Raw genomic sequence first — 12,778 nt, forward strand, 5'->3', positions numbered from 1 at the left:
CGGCGGGCCGCCGCGTGCGGTGTCCGAGCCGCGCCGCCAGCGCTCCGGCCCACCCAAAAACACGATGCTGCGCTGCGCCACTCCTGTACAATTCGCCGTGTTTCAACCGTTCCCAGCCTGAGCCGCCGCCATGTCCGAGCCCATCGACCTCTCGCAGATCGCCCCCACGCTGAAAGCAGAAATCCTCGCCGAGGCGCTGCCGTACATCCGCCGCTACCACGGCAAGACCGTGGTCATCAAATACGGCGGCAACGCGATGACGGAAGAGCGGCTCAAGCAAGGCTTCGCGCGCGACGTGATCCTGCTGAAACTGGTCGGCATCAATCCGGTGATCGTCCACGGCGGCGGTCCGCAGATCGACCAGGCGCTGAAAAAGATCGGCAAGGCCGGCACCTTCATCCAGGGCATGCGCGTGACCGACGAAGAGACGATGGAAGTCGTCGAATGGGTGCTGGGCGGCGAAGTGCAGCAGGACATCGTGACGCTGATCAACCACTTCGGCGGCCACGCGGTGGGCCTGACGGGCAAGGACGGCGGCCTGATCCACGCACGCAAGCTGCTGATGCCGGACCGCGACAACCCGGGCCAGTACATCGACATCGGCCAGGTCGGCGAAGTCGAGGCGATCAACCCGGCAGTCGTGAAGGCGCTGCAGGACGACGCGTTCATCCCGGTGATCTCGCCGATCGGCTTCGGCGAAGACGGCCTGTCGTACAACATCAACGCAGACCTCGTCGCGGGCAAGCTCGCCACGGTGCTGAACGCCGAGAAGCTGCTGATGATGACCAACATCCCGGGCGTGATGGACAAGGACGGCAACCTGCTGACCGATTTGTCCGCGCGCGAGATCGACGCGCTGTTCGAGGACGGCACGATCTCCGGCGGCATGCTGCCGAAGATCTCGTCGGCGCTCGATGCGGCGAAGAGCGGCGTGAAGTCGGTGCACATCGTCGACGGCCGGATCGAGCACTCGGTGCTGCTGGAAATCCTGACCGAGCAGCCGTTCGGCACGATGATCCGCTCGCATTGAGCACGCGCCGCAAGACCGCCAGCCCCGACCTGCCGGCCCCGCTGCGGCGCCGGCGCATCTCGCGCAGCCGGCCGCGCGCCGGTGCGCCCGTCTGGCTGTTCGATCTCGACAACACGCTGCACCACGCATCGCACGCGATCTTTCCCGAGATCAACCGTGCGATGACGCAATACATCATCGATGCGCTCAAGGTCGAGCGCGCCGAAGCCGACCGCTTGCGCACCGGCTATACGCAGCGCTACGGCGCCGCGCTCCTCGGCCTCACGCGCCATCACCCGATCGATCCGCACGACTTCCTGCGCGCGGTTCACACGTTTTCCGATCTCCCCGCGATGGTGCGCGCCGAGCGCGGCCTCGCACACATCATCGCCGCGCTGCCGGGCCGCAAGCTCGTGCTGACCAACGCGCCGGAGAACTACGCGCGCGCGGTGCTGCGCGAACTGCGCATCGAACGGCTGTTCGAGCGCGTGATCGCGATCGAGCACATGCGCGACCGCCGCACGTGGCGCGCGAAGCCCGACCACACGATGCTGCGCCGGACGCTGCGCGCCGCGCATGCGCGCTTTTCGGATGCGATCCTCGTCGAGGATACGCGCGACCACCTGAAGCGCTACAAGCGTCTCGGCATCGGCACGGTATGGATCACCGGCCACCTGCCCGGCCATTTGCCGGGCACCGGCCGCCCGCATTACGTCGACCAGCGGATTCGTTCGTTAAAATCGCTGCGACTGGGCACACGATCGGGGCGACAGAAATGCAGCCGACTTACCCGCAGGACCAAGCCGTAACGGAAGGCCAGGCCACACCCTCCCGCCCGCGCCCGAAGCCGGGCGAGCGCCGCGTGATGATCCTGCAGACGCTCGCGACGATGCTCGAGGCACCGAAGCGCGAGAAGATCACGACGGCCGCGCTCGCGGCCCGGCTCGACGTGTCGGAAGCCGCGCTGTACCGCCACTTCCCGAGCAAGGCGAAGATGTACGAAGGGCTGATCGAGTTCATCGAGCAGTCGCTGTTCGGCCTCGTCAACCAGATCGTCGCGAAGGAGCCGAACGGCGTGCTGCAGGCGCGCACGATCGCGCTGACGATGCTCAATTTCGCCGCGAAGAACCCGGGGATGACGCGCGTGCTGACGGGCGAGGCGCTGGTCGGCGAGGACGAGCGGCTCACCGAGCGCGTGAACCAGTTGCTCGACCGCATCGAAGCGACCGTCAAGCAATGCCTGCGGGTTGCGCGCACGGAAGCAAATGCGCCGCCGGACGGCGCGGCGCCGTTCGCGCTGCCGGCCGATTACGATCCGGCTGCACGGGCGAGCCTGCTCGTCAGCTACGTGATCGGCAGGTGGCACCGCTTCGCGAAAGGCGGGTTCCAGAAATCGCCCGGCGAGCAGGCCGACGCGCATTTGCGGCTGATTTTGCAGTAAGCGAAGCGTTGCCGACAGCACAACCCCTCTCGCGGCTCCGGCACGACTGGCGACTGCGTGTCGCCCCTCGTGCCGGGCGCCTCCACCGCGACACTCGACGATTCGCGCCTGAAAACCGATGGCTGCGTCGTGAAATCCGTGCCCTACGGATTTCCGCTATACTTTGCCGACCTGCCGCCCCCTTGGCGGCAGGTCGGAAGCGCGCCGATTTGCTGACTCGATTGCGGGCGCGCGAACCGGCCGGGCCTTGATTTTGTCTTTGCCCCGGCGGTTCACTACAAATGCGGCTAAAGAGGTCGTCAGCCGCGCATCTCCGACTCCGCGCCTCGCCGACACCATTTAGCCGCCCAGTCATAAGGCGGAACGAATGGAATCGATCGGCATCGTCGCTCCACAGACCATGCACTTCGCCGAACCGCTGCGCTTGCAAAGCGGCAGCGCGCTCGGCAACTATCAGCTCGTCGTCGAGACGTACGGCGAGCTCAACGCCGCGCGCTCGAACGCGGTGCTCGTCTGCCACGCGCTCAACGCGTCGCATCACGTCGCCGGCGTCTACGCGGACGATCCGCGCAGCACCGGCTGGTGGGACAACATGGTCGGCCCCGGCAAGCCCCTCGACACCAACCGCTTCTTCGTGATCGGCGTGAACAACCTCGGCTCGTGTTTCGGCTCGACCGGCCCGATGAGCATCGACCCGTCGTCGGGCAAGCCGTACGGCGCACGCTTTCCGGTCGTCACCGTCGAGGACTGGGTGCATGCGCAGGCGCGCGTCGCCGATGCGTTCGGCATCGAGCGCTTCGCCGCCGTGATGGGCGGCAGCCTCGGCGGGATGCAGGCACTCGCATGGAGCCTGATGTATCCGGAGCGCGTCGCGCACTGCATCGACATCGCGTCGACGCCGAAGCTGTCCGCGCAGAACATCGCGTTCAACGAGGTCGCGCGCTCGGCGATCCTGTCCGATCCCGACTTCCACGGCGGCGACTACTACGCGCACGGCGTGAAGCCGAAGCGCGGCCTGCGCGTCGCGCGGATGATCGGCCACATCACGTATCTTTCGGACGACGACATGGCCGAGAAATTCGGCCGCGCGCTGCGCCGCGCCGACGGCGCGCTCGACGCGTACAACTTCAGCTTCGACGTCGAGTTCGAGGTCGAGTCGTACCTGCGCTACCAGGGCGACAAGTTTGCCGACTACTTCGACGCGAACACCTACCTGCTGATCACGCGTGCGCTCGACTACTTCGATCCGGCGAAGGCGTTCGACGGCAACCTGACCGCCGCGCTTGCGCAAACGCAGGCGAAATACCTGATCGCGAGCTTCTCGACCGACTGGCGTTTCGCGCCCGCGCGTTCGCGCGAAATCGTGAAGGCGCTGCTCGACAACAAGCGCACGGTCAGCTACGCGGAGATCGACGCGCCGCACGGCCACGACGCGTTCCTGCTCGACGACGCGCGCTATCACAACCTGATCCGCGCGTATTACGAACGAATCGCCAACGAGGTGGGCGTATGAACCAGCAAGCGCTGAATTCCCTGTCCGCGCGCGCGGACTTCCGCACGATCGCACGCTGGGTCGAGCCGCGCTCGACCGTGCTCGACCTCGGCTGCGGCGACGGCTCGCTGCTCGCGCTGCTGATGGAGGAACTGGACGTCACCGGCTACGGGATCGAACTGAACGACGCGGGCGTGCTCGCAAGCGCGAAGAACGGCATCAACGTGATCCAGCAGAACCTCGAGGACGGCCTGCGCCTGTTCGAGGACCACAGCTTCGACATCGCGATCCTGTCGCAAACGCTGCAGACGATCCACCAGACGGCCGCGATCCTGCGCGAGACGGCGCGCGTCGGCCGCGAGTGCATCGTGTCGTTCCCGAACTTCGGCTACTGGCCGCACCGGCTGTCGGTGCTGCACGGCCGGATGCCCGTGTCGAAATCGCTGCCGTACCAGTGGCACAACACGCCGAACGTGCGGGTGCTGACGATCAAGGATTTCGAGGCGCTCGCGCCCGAAGTCGGCGTCACGATCCTCGATCGCGTCGTGCTGCACGAAGGCCAGCCGATTCGATGGGGAGCGAACTGGCGTGGTAGTCTTGCTGTCTACCGCGTCAAGCGCAGCTGAGCCGGGGGGCCGTTGACGGACGCCGGGCCCGGCCCGCGCAGCTCCCCCCGCCGCGCGCTGCCGCCGCAATCAGTCAACGCTACCCAGTTCCAGTCCATGTCGAAAACGCCACACGAGGCGCCCGCACTCACCGCTCACGAGGATCACCCCGGCTGGCGAGCCTATCTGAACACGCACATGCTGATCTGCGTGTTCCTGGGCTTCACGTCGGGCCTGCCCCTGTTCACGCTCGTCTACCTCGTGCAGGCCTGGCTGCGCTCCGAGGGCGTGAACCTGAAGGAAATCGGCCTGTTCGCGCTGATCCAGTTCCCGTATACGTGGAAGTTCCTGTGGGCGCCGCTGATGGACCGCTACCTGCCGCGCCTGCCCGGCTGGCAGCCGGGCAGGCGGCGCGGCTGGATGCTGCTCACGCAGGTGCTGGTCGCGGGCGCGATCGCCGCGCTCGGCTTCGTGTCGCCGCGCGATTCGATCTGGACGGTTGCCGCGCTCACGACGCTCGTCGCGTTCTTCGGCGCGAGCTCCGACATCGTGATCGACGCGTACCGCCGCGAGCTGCTGCGCGACACCGAGCAGGGCCTCGGCAACGCGGTGCACGTGAACGCGTACAAGCTCGCCGCGCTGATCCCCGGCTCGCTGGCGCTGATCCTGTCGGATCACATGCCGTGGGACGTCGTGTTCGCGATTACCGGCGCGTTCATGCTGCCGGGCATCCTGATGACGCTCGTCGTGCGCGAGCCCGAAGTGGTCGGCGCACCGCCGCGCAACCTGCGCGACGCAATCGTGCTGCCGTTCCGCGAATTCATCCAGCGCGACGGCTGGACCGGCGCGCTGCTCGTCATCGCGTTCATCTTCCTGTTCAAGATCGGCGACACGATGGCGACCACGCTGTCGACGTCGTTCTTCCTCGACATCGGCTTCACGCGCACCGAGATCGGCATCGTCGCGAAAACCACCGCGCTCGTCGCGAGCGTCGCCGGCGGCATCATCGGCGGCGTCTGGCTCGTGAAGATCGGCATCGGCCGCGGGCTGTGGATCTTCGGCGCGCTGCAGATGGTGTCGACGCTCGGCTTCGCGTGGCTCGCGCAGCTCGGCCCCGGTTCGCCCGTGCTCGCGGTGCTCTACGACTTCACCGTTTCGACGAGCCATGCGATCGCATCGGCGCTGTCGGTGTTCGGCATTGCCGTCGCGCCGCAATTCAGCCCGATGACGGTCGCGCTCGCGATCGTGTACGGCGTCGAAACCTTCACGACGGGCCTGACGATGGCCGCGTTCGTCGCGTATATCGCCAGCACGACCGACCCGCGCTACACGGCCACGCAGTTCGCGTTGTTCACGAGCCTCGCATCGGTGCCGCGCACGCTCGCATCGGCCGCGAGCGGCTTCATCGTCGCGAAGATCGGCTGGTTCGACTACTTCATCGTGTGCACCGCGCTCGCGATTCCCGGCATGCTGCTGCTGTTCAGGATCGCGCCGTGGAACGGTGCCGCACGCAACGGCGAGGCCAGCCGTGCTCAGTAACCGCCTGCACCGCGTCGCGCGCGTTACGGCTTCGCTGAGCGTCGGTGCCGCGGCACTCGCCGCGGGGTTCGCGCATGCGGCCGACGCCGGCGCGACCGCGGCGGGCTCCGCGCCGGCCGCTGCGCAGGCAACGTCATCCACGCCGGCGACTTCCGCCACGCCCGTCCCGCCGTCCGCCGCCGAAGCCGCGCAGCCGACCGGCGCCGCCGTGTCGGCGAAGGCGTATACGCCGACGCCGCAGCAAGTTCGCTACGGTAACGAGATCGCGTTCCGCACGCTGCTTCCGTCGCCGCTGCTCGAGCAGCTCACCGGGAACGAATACGCGCAGATCGTGCAGGCGGCCGCCGACAGCAACCGTCTGCTCGGCGCGAACCAGCCGCGCGTGAAGCGCCTGCGCGCGATCGTCGCGAAGCTCGCGCCGTATTCGGTGAAGTGGAACGATCGCGTGAAGAACTGGGCGTGGGACGTCAACGTGATCCGCTCGCGCGACATCCGCCTGACCTGCCTGCCGGGCGGCAAGGTGCTCGTGTACGGCGGCCTGCTCGAGCGCATCCGCCTGAACGACGACGAACTCGGCGTGCTGCTCGCACACGGCATCGCGCACGCGCTGCGCGAACACGCGCGCAGCAACTTCAGCGCAACCTCGCAGACGTCGCTGCGCGCGGCTACGCTGCCGCCGCTGTTCGGCGTCGGCGATCCGCTGCCTCAGGCACTGAACCTCGGCGAGCGCCTGCAGGCGCTCCGTTACGACCCGACCGACGAGACCGAAGCCGACGTGATCGGCGGCGACATCGCCGCACGCGCGGGCTTCGATCCGCGCGCGGCGATCACGCTGTGGGACAAGCTCGCGGTCGCGACACGCGCGAACAAGGCGTCGGGCTTCATCTACACGCACCCGTACAGCACGGCCCGGCGCCAGGATCTGCTGAACCGCCTGCCGGACCTGATGCCGCTGTACGCGAAGGCTACGGCCAAGCGCATCGACACGCTGCCCGACTACGCGGGCATCAGCGCGCAGCGACGCAAGATCGTGCGGCGCTGAGCGGCGCGCGACGCCGATCGTCATGCGCCGACATCCGCCGCGGCCGGCTTGGCCGACGCTGCGCCCGCCGGACGGCTGCCGCTCTCGCGCATCCAGCGCACTTCGTCACCCGGGCTGCGGCCGAACAGCCGCTTGAACTCGCGGCTGAACTGCGACGCGCTCGCATAACCGACGCGGGCAGCGGCCGTGCCGGCGCCGACTCCGTCCTGCACCATCATCAGCCGCGCCTGATGCAGCCGCGCGGCTTTCACGTACTGCATCGGCGACGTCGCCGTCACGTGCTTGAACTGCGCGTGGAACACCGCGAGGCTCATCCCGGCCTCGCGCGCGAGCGTCTCGACGTCGAGGTCGGCCTTCAGGTCGACGTGAATGCGCCGCAGCGCCTTCGCGATGCGGCCGAAGTGATGCTGCTGCACGAGCGCCGCGCGGATCGCGTCGCCCTGCGCGCCCGTCAGCACGCGATACGCGATCTCGCGCATGATTGCCGGCCCCAGCACACACGTGTCGTGCGGCGACGCGAGCGCTTCGAGCAGCCGCACGACCGCGTCGGCCAGCGGCGCGTCGAGCGGCGTCGAATAGACGCCGAGCGGCTCGCTGGCGGCCGCGCCGAGCGTCTCGTCGAGCAGGATCGCGAGTTCGGCGATCACCGCGAGATCGACGCGGATCGAGATCGCGAGAAACGGCTCGTCCATGCTCGCGAAAGTCTCGCATTCGAACGGCAGCGGCACCGACAGCACGAGATACTGCTGCGCGTCGTAGACGAACGAGCGGTCGCCGAGATAACCGAGCTTGCGCCCCTGGCACACCACGATGATGCTCGGTTCGTACAGCACGGGCATGCGCGGCACGGGACGGCTCACGCGGATGAAGCGCACGCCGTCGAGCGCCGCGAGCGTGTCGCCCTCGTTCGGCGCGAGGCGCGTGTGCAGTTCGATCATGCGGCGCTGCACGCGCTCGCCCGTGTCGGCGAAAAGGGGCTGGAAGCTCATCGGCGCGGTCCTGTCCGGCAAGAGAATCTGGCTTGAAATGTAGCACCGTGAATGTGTTTTGACGGCCGTTCGCGTGCAATTCGAGAGGAATAGGCAAATCTTCCAGACCTTCGTGTATTTCGCCGCGGCGCCGCGCTCCTTACGATGACGTCCTGCCTCGCCGCATCGCCACATGATGCGACGGCAGTCTGTTTCGCCGGATGTTTTTCCCGGACAAGGAGCCCCCTGCATGAGCACCACCTACGCTTACGCGGCGACCGATTCGCAATCGCCGCTCGCCCCGTTCGAATTCCAGCGTCGCGCGCTGCGCGATCTCGACGTCCAGATCGACGTCCTCTACTGCGGCGTCTGCCACTCGGACCTGCACCAGGCACGCAACGAATGGCGCAACACGATCTACCCGGTCGTGCCGGGCCATGAAATCGTCGGCCGCGTGACCGCGACCGGCCCGCAGGTATCGCGCTTCAAGGTCGGCGAGCTGGTCGGCGTCGGTTGCCTCGTCGATTCGTGCCGCACCTGCGCGAGCTGCGCCGACGGCCTCGAGCAGTATTGCGAGAACGGCTTCGTCGGCACCTACAACGGCCAGGATCGCGTGACGGGCGACGTCACGTACGGCGGCTATTCGACGCAGCTCGTCGTCGACGAGGCGTTCGTGCTGCGCGTGCCGGAGACGCTCGACCCGGCCGGCGCCGCGCCGCTGCTGTGCGCGGGGATCACGACCTACTCGCCGCTGCGGCAGTGGAACGTCGGCCCCGGCAAGAAGGTCGGCATCGTCGGCCTCGGCGGGCTCGGCCACATGGGCGTGAAGCTGGCGCGTGCGATGGGCGCGCACGTCGTGCTGTTCACGACGTCGCCGTCGAAGATCGAGGACGGCAAGCGCGTCGGCGCGCACGAAGTCGTGATCTCGAAGGACGCAGCGCAGATGAACGCGCACCTGAACAGCTTCGACTTCATCCTGAACACCGTCGCCGCGCAGCACGACCTGAACCCGTTCCTGAACCTGCTGAAGCGCGACGGCACGATGACGCTCGTCGGCGCGCCGGAGCACGACCATCCGTCGCCGCAGGTGTTCAACCTGATCTTCAAGCGCCGCCGCCTCGCGGGCTCGCTGATCGGCGGGATCGCGGAAACGCAGGAAATGCTCGACTTCTGCGCGGAGCACGGCATCACGTCGGATATCGAAACGATCCCGATGCAGCAGATCAACGAGGCCTACGAGCGGATGCTGAAGAGCGACGTGAAGTACCGGTTCGTGGTGGACATGGCGTCGATCAAGCAGTGAGCGCCGCCGGGCGGCATGCACGATCGCCGCGCCGAAGCAAAAACGAAACGGGCCGCATGTTCGACATGCGGCCCGTTCTGCATCCGGCGACCGGATGGTTCGACCGCTACGCACTCTGCGTAGCGCCGGCGGTCACTTCTTGTAGTCGTAGTCCACCGTCAGCGGCGCATGATCGCTGAACTTGATGTCCTTGAAGATCGACGTGCTTTTCGCGGTACCGGCCACGCCGGGCGTCGCGATCTGGTAGTCGATCCGCCACCCGACGTTCTTCGCGTACGCCTGGCCGCGGTTGCTCCACCACGTGTACTGCTCGGGGCGCTGGTCGAGCGTGCGGAACACGTCGACATAACCGACATCGTCGAACAGCTTCGTGAGCCACTCGCGTTCCTCCGGCAGGCAGCCCGAGTTCTTCTGGTTGCTCTTCCAGTTCTTGATGTCGATTTCCTTGTGGACGATGTTCACGTCGCCGCACAGGATCACTTCGCGCTTCTTCTTGAGCTGGGCGAGGTGCGGCATGAACTCGTCCATGAAGCGGTACTTCGCCTGCTGGCGCTCTTCGCCGCTCGAGCCGGACGGCACGTACACCGACACGACCGACAGCTTGCCGTAGCGCGCCTCGACGTAGCGCCCCTCGGCATCGAATTCGCTGCTGCCGAAACCGATGATCACGTCGTCGGGCTCGTGGCGGCTGTACACGCCCGCGCCGCTGTAGCCCTTCTTCTCGGCGTGGTGGAAATAGCTCCTGAAGCCGTGCGGCTCGACGAATTCGGTCGGCAGGTCGTCGGCCGATACCTTGATTTCCTGCACGCACACGCAATCGGCGTTCTGCTCGCCGAGCCAGTCGAAGAAGCCCTTCTTCGCGGCGGAGCGGATGCCGTTCAGGTTGGCGGTAATCACTCGCATCATGTCGGGTTCCGTTCAGTTCGATGTTTTACAGGGTGGCAGCTTAACGGATCTTCACGCCTTCGAGCTCGGGCTTCGGCGGCGGGAATTCCAGCTTCATGTCGGTCATCGTGCGCAGCAGCAGCTCGGCGATCATCACGTTGCGATGCGTCTTCGAGTCCGCCGGGATCACGTACCACGGCGCATGCTCGGCCGACGTCGCGGCGAGCGCGTCGCGGTATGCGGACTGGTACGCGTCCCAGTGCTTGCGCGCGTCGAGATCGGCGATGTCGAACTTCCAGTGCTTGGTCGGATCGTCGATGCGCGCCTGCAGCCGCTCGCGCTGCTCGTCCTTCGAGATGTGCAGGAAGCATTTGACGATCGTCGTGCCGTTCTCGAAGAGCATCGTCTCGAAATCGCGGATCTGCCGGTAGCGGCGCTCGCATTCCTTGCTGTCGATCGTATCGAGCACGCGCGGCACGAGCACGTCTTCATAGTGGCTGCGATTGAAGATCGCGAGCTCGCCCGCGGCCGGCACCTGCGCGTGCACGCGCCACAGGAAATCGTGCGCGGCTTCGATCGGCGTCGGCGCCTTGAACGACACGACGCGCAGGCCGAGCGGATCGACCTCGCGGAACACCGCGCGCACGGTGCCGTCCTTGCCGCTGGTATCCATCCCCTGCAGCACGAGCAGCACGCGCTTCTTCTGCTGCGTGTGCAGGCGTTCCTGCTGCACGTCGAGCTCGGTCGACACGGCCGACAGCCGTTCGCGGTCGGCTTCCTTCGAACCGGACGAGAACGGCTTCGCGGCCGGGTCGAACGCATCGAGCTTGAATGCGGCGGCTTCCTTCTCGCGCGTGCTGTACGGCACGCGGAAATCGTCGAGCGACGGTTGTTTCGCCATTCGTTCCTCCGTTGGGCGGTGTGGTGCATACGATAACGCATCCACCAAACGCGACGGGCCGCCCCGAACAGGTTCGGGGCGGCCCGTCGTCAAGCGCGGCTCAGGCGCGCGATCATGTTCAGCCGAGCTTCTTCTTCAGCAGTTCGTTGACCTGCTGCGGATTGGCCTTGCCCTTCGTCGCCTTCATCGCCTGGCCGATCAGCGCGTTGAACGCCTTTTCCTTGCCCGCGCGGAATTCCTCGACCGACTTCGCGTTCGCCGCGAGCACCTCGTCGATGATCGCTTCCAGCGCGCCGGTGTCGGAGATCTGCTTCAGCCCCTTCGCGTCGATGATGCGGTCGGCCGCGCCTTCGTCGTCCGCCTTCTCGTCCCAGATCGTTGCGAAGATTTCCTTCGCGATCTTGTTCGAGATCGTGCCGTCGGCGATGCGCTGCAGCACGAGTGCAAGCTGGGCCGCCGACACCGGAATCGCGTCGATCTCGATGCCGTCGCGGTTCAGTTGCGACGACACGTCGCCCATCAGCCAGTTCGCGGCGATCTTCGCGTTCGCGGCGCCGGCCTTCGCGACCACGGCCTCGAAATACGCGGCCATCGCCTTGCTCGACGTCAGCACGCCCGCGTCGTACGCGGACACGCCGTACTGCTCGACGAAGCGCTGCTGCATCGCGGCCGGCAGCTCGGGCATCCCGGACTGCACGCGCTCGATCCAGTCCTGGCCGATCACGAGCGGCATCAGGTCGGGGTCGGGGAAGTAGCGGTAGTCGTGCGCGTCTTCCTTGCTGCGCATCGAACGCGTCTCGCGCTTGTCCGGGTCGTAGAGCCGGGTTTCCTGCACGACTTCGCCGCCGTCCTCGATCAGCTCGATCTGGCGTCGCACTTCGTAGTTGATCGCTTCCTCGAGGAACCGGAACGAGTTCAGGTTCTTGATTTCCGCGCGCGTGCCGAACTTCTCCTGGCCGACCGGGCGCACCGACACGTTCGCGTCGCAGCGGAACGAGCCTTCCTGCATGTTGCCGTCGCAGATGCCGAGCCACACGACGAGGCCGTGCAGCGCCTTCGCATAGGCCACGGCCTCGGCCGCACTGCGCATTTCCGGCTCGGTGACGATCTCGAGCAGCGGCGTGCCCGCGCGGTTCAGGTCGATCCCCGTCATCCCGGCGAAGTCTTCATGCAGCGACTTGCCCGCATCTTCCTCGAGGTGCGCGCGGGTCAGGTTGACCGTCTTCTCGTACGCCGGCTTGCCGGCCTTTTCGTTGGCGGGCACCTGGATCGTGATCGAGCCGCCCTGCACGACCGGAATCTCGTACTGGCTGATCTGATAGCCCTTCGGCAGATCGGGGTAGAAATAATTCTTGCGCGCGAAGATGCTGCGCGGCGCGATGGTCGAGCCGATCGCGAGACCGAAGCGGATCGCGCGTTCGACCGCACCGCGGTTCAACACCGGCAGCACGCCCGGCAGTGCCAGGTCGACCGGGCAGGCCTGCGTGTTCGGCTCGGCGCCGAACTGCGTCGACGCGCCCGAGAAAATCTTCGAGACGGTCGACAGTTGCGCGTGCGTCTCGAGACCGATAACGACTTCCCATTGAGTCATGG

12 protein-coding genes are annotated in these 12,778 nt (G+C 66.7%); 8 read left to right on the forward strand and 4 right to left on the reverse strand.

The genetic code is table 11. From position 1 onward, the window contains the following. The first annotated feature begins 130 nt into the window (after window positions 1–130). The 7 genes from argB (at window position 131) to AC3WLY_RS16585 (ending at window position 7,128) form a co-directional block, all read left to right on the forward strand. Window positions 131–1,030: an acetylglutamate kinase gene (argB, locus tag AC3WLY_RS16555; RefSeq protein ID WP_006754950.1), complete on the forward strand. Its 900-nt coding sequence runs from the start codon at window positions 131–133 to the stop codon at window positions 1,028–1,030. Then, entirely contained in the window at window positions 1,027–1,818 is a 792-nt protein-coding gene (locus AC3WLY_RS16560; RefSeq protein WP_492310083.1) for a pyrimidine 5'-nucleotidase, read from the forward strand. The genes argB and AC3WLY_RS16560 overlap by 4 nt, the downstream gene beginning before the upstream one ends. Further along, window positions 1,785–2,450, forward strand: a complete 666-nt coding sequence (slmA, locus tag AC3WLY_RS16565; RefSeq protein ID WP_175963301.1) for a nucleoid occlusion factor SlmA — start codon at window positions 1,785–1,787, stop codon at window positions 2,448–2,450. Before AC3WLY_RS16560 ends, slmA begins: the two co-directional genes overlap by 34 nt. Before the next feature lie 367 nt (window positions 2,451–2,817). Beyond that, window positions 2,818–3,963: a homoserine O-succinyltransferase MetX gene (gene metX, locus AC3WLY_RS16570; RefSeq protein ID WP_175963300.1), complete on the forward strand. Its 1,146-nt coding sequence runs from the start codon at window positions 2,818–2,820 to the stop codon at window positions 3,961–3,963. Next, window positions 3,960–4,568 (forward strand): methionine biosynthesis protein MetW, encoded by a 609-nt coding sequence (gene metW, locus AC3WLY_RS16575; protein ID WP_034179337.1) that lies wholly within the window; start codon window positions 3,960–3,962, stop codon window positions 4,566–4,568. Before metX ends, metW begins: the two co-directional genes overlap by 4 nt. Before the next feature lie 96 nt (window positions 4,569–4,664). Further along, window positions 4,665–6,086, forward strand: coding sequence for an AmpG family muropeptide MFS transporter (locus AC3WLY_RS16580; protein WP_034179338.1), 1,422 nt, complete (start codon window positions 4,665–4,667; stop codon window positions 6,084–6,086). Continuing rightward, a complete protein-coding gene (locus AC3WLY_RS16585; protein WP_492310081.1) occupies window positions 6,076–7,128 on the forward strand; it encodes a M48 family metallopeptidase in 1,053 nt (350 codons plus the stop codon). Before AC3WLY_RS16580 ends, AC3WLY_RS16585 begins: the two co-directional genes overlap by 11 nt. Before the next feature lie 20 nt (window positions 7,129–7,148). Here the strand turns inward: AC3WLY_RS16585 and AC3WLY_RS16590 are convergent, their stop codons facing one another. After that, window positions 7,149–8,117 (reverse strand): AraC family transcriptional regulator, encoded by a 969-nt coding sequence (locus AC3WLY_RS16590; protein ID WP_175963298.1) that lies wholly within the window; start codon window positions 8,115–8,117, stop codon window positions 7,149–7,151. A 229-nt stretch (window positions 8,118–8,346) separates the two neighbouring features. On the opposite strand from AC3WLY_RS16590, the gene AC3WLY_RS16595 reads away from it, so the two are divergent. Next, entirely contained in the window at window positions 8,347–9,399 is a 1,053-nt protein-coding gene (locus tag AC3WLY_RS16595; protein ID WP_492310080.1) for an NAD(P)-dependent alcohol dehydrogenase, read from the forward strand. A gap of 132 nt (window positions 9,400–9,531) precedes the next feature. Here AC3WLY_RS16595 and AC3WLY_RS16600 read toward each other — a convergent pair whose 3' ends face one another. The 3 genes from AC3WLY_RS16600 to gatB all read right to left on the reverse strand — a co-directional run bounded on the left by AC3WLY_RS16600 (window position 9,532) and on the right by gatB (window position 12,776). Beyond that, a complete protein-coding gene (locus AC3WLY_RS16600; protein WP_175963296.1) occupies window positions 9,532–10,305 on the reverse strand; it encodes an exodeoxyribonuclease III in 774 nt (257 codons plus the stop codon). A gap of 40 nt (window positions 10,306–10,345) precedes the next feature. Then, a complete protein-coding gene (locus AC3WLY_RS16605) occupies window positions 10,346–11,185 on the reverse strand; it encodes a polyphosphate kinase 2 family protein (protein ID WP_175963295.1) in 840 nt (279 codons plus the stop codon). Between the two features lie 118 nt (window positions 11,186–11,303). Then, window positions 11,304–12,776: an Asp-tRNA(Asn)/Glu-tRNA(Gln) amidotransferase subunit GatB gene (gene gatB / locus AC3WLY_RS16610; protein WP_425133228.1), complete on the reverse strand. Its 1,473-nt coding sequence runs from the start codon at window positions 12,774–12,776 to the stop codon at window positions 11,304–11,306. Between the last annotated feature and the right edge of the window lie 2 nt (window positions 12,777–12,778).

This window comes from Burkholderia sp. FW306-1C-G01B (genome assembly GCF_058781685.1).

What these genes read in the sequence shown, in the direction of transcription:
- metX (WP_175963300.1), top strand. Translation starts at nt 2,818, where the DNA reads ATGGAATCGATCGGCATCGTCGCTCCACAGACCATGCACTTCGCCGAA.
- AC3WLY_RS16605 (WP_175963295.1), bottom strand. Translation starts at nt 11,185, where the DNA reads ATGGCGAAACAACCGTCGCTCGACGATTTCCGCGTGCCGTACAGCACG.
- AC3WLY_RS16590 (WP_175963298.1), bottom strand. Translation starts at nt 8,117, where the DNA reads ATGAGCTTCCAGCCCCTTTTCGCCGACACGGGCGAGCGCGTGCAGCGC.
- slmA (WP_175963301.1), top strand. Translation starts at nt 1,785, where the DNA reads ATGCAGCCGACTTACCCGCAGGACCAAGCCGTAACGGAAGGCCAGGCC.
- argB (WP_006754950.1), top strand. Translation starts at nt 131, where the DNA reads ATGTCCGAGCCCATCGACCTCTCGCAGATCGCCCCCACGCTGAAAGCA.
- AC3WLY_RS16595 (WP_492310080.1), top strand. Translation starts at nt 8,347, where the DNA reads ATGAGCACCACCTACGCTTACGCGGCGACCGATTCGCAATCGCCGCTC.
- AC3WLY_RS16580 (WP_034179338.1), top strand. Translation starts at nt 4,665, where the DNA reads ATGTCGAAAACGCCACACGAGGCGCCCGCACTCACCGCTCACGAGGAT.
- gatB (WP_425133228.1), bottom strand. Translation starts at nt 12,776, where the DNA reads ATGACTCAATGGGAAGTCGTTATCGGTCTCGAGACGCACGCGCAACTG.
- AC3WLY_RS16600 (WP_175963296.1), bottom strand. Translation starts at nt 10,305, where the DNA reads ATGATGCGAGTGATTACCGCCAACCTGAACGGCATCCGCTCCGCCGCG.
- metW (WP_034179337.1), top strand. Translation starts at nt 3,960, where the DNA reads ATGAACCAGCAAGCGCTGAATTCCCTGTCCGCGCGCGCGGACTTCCGC.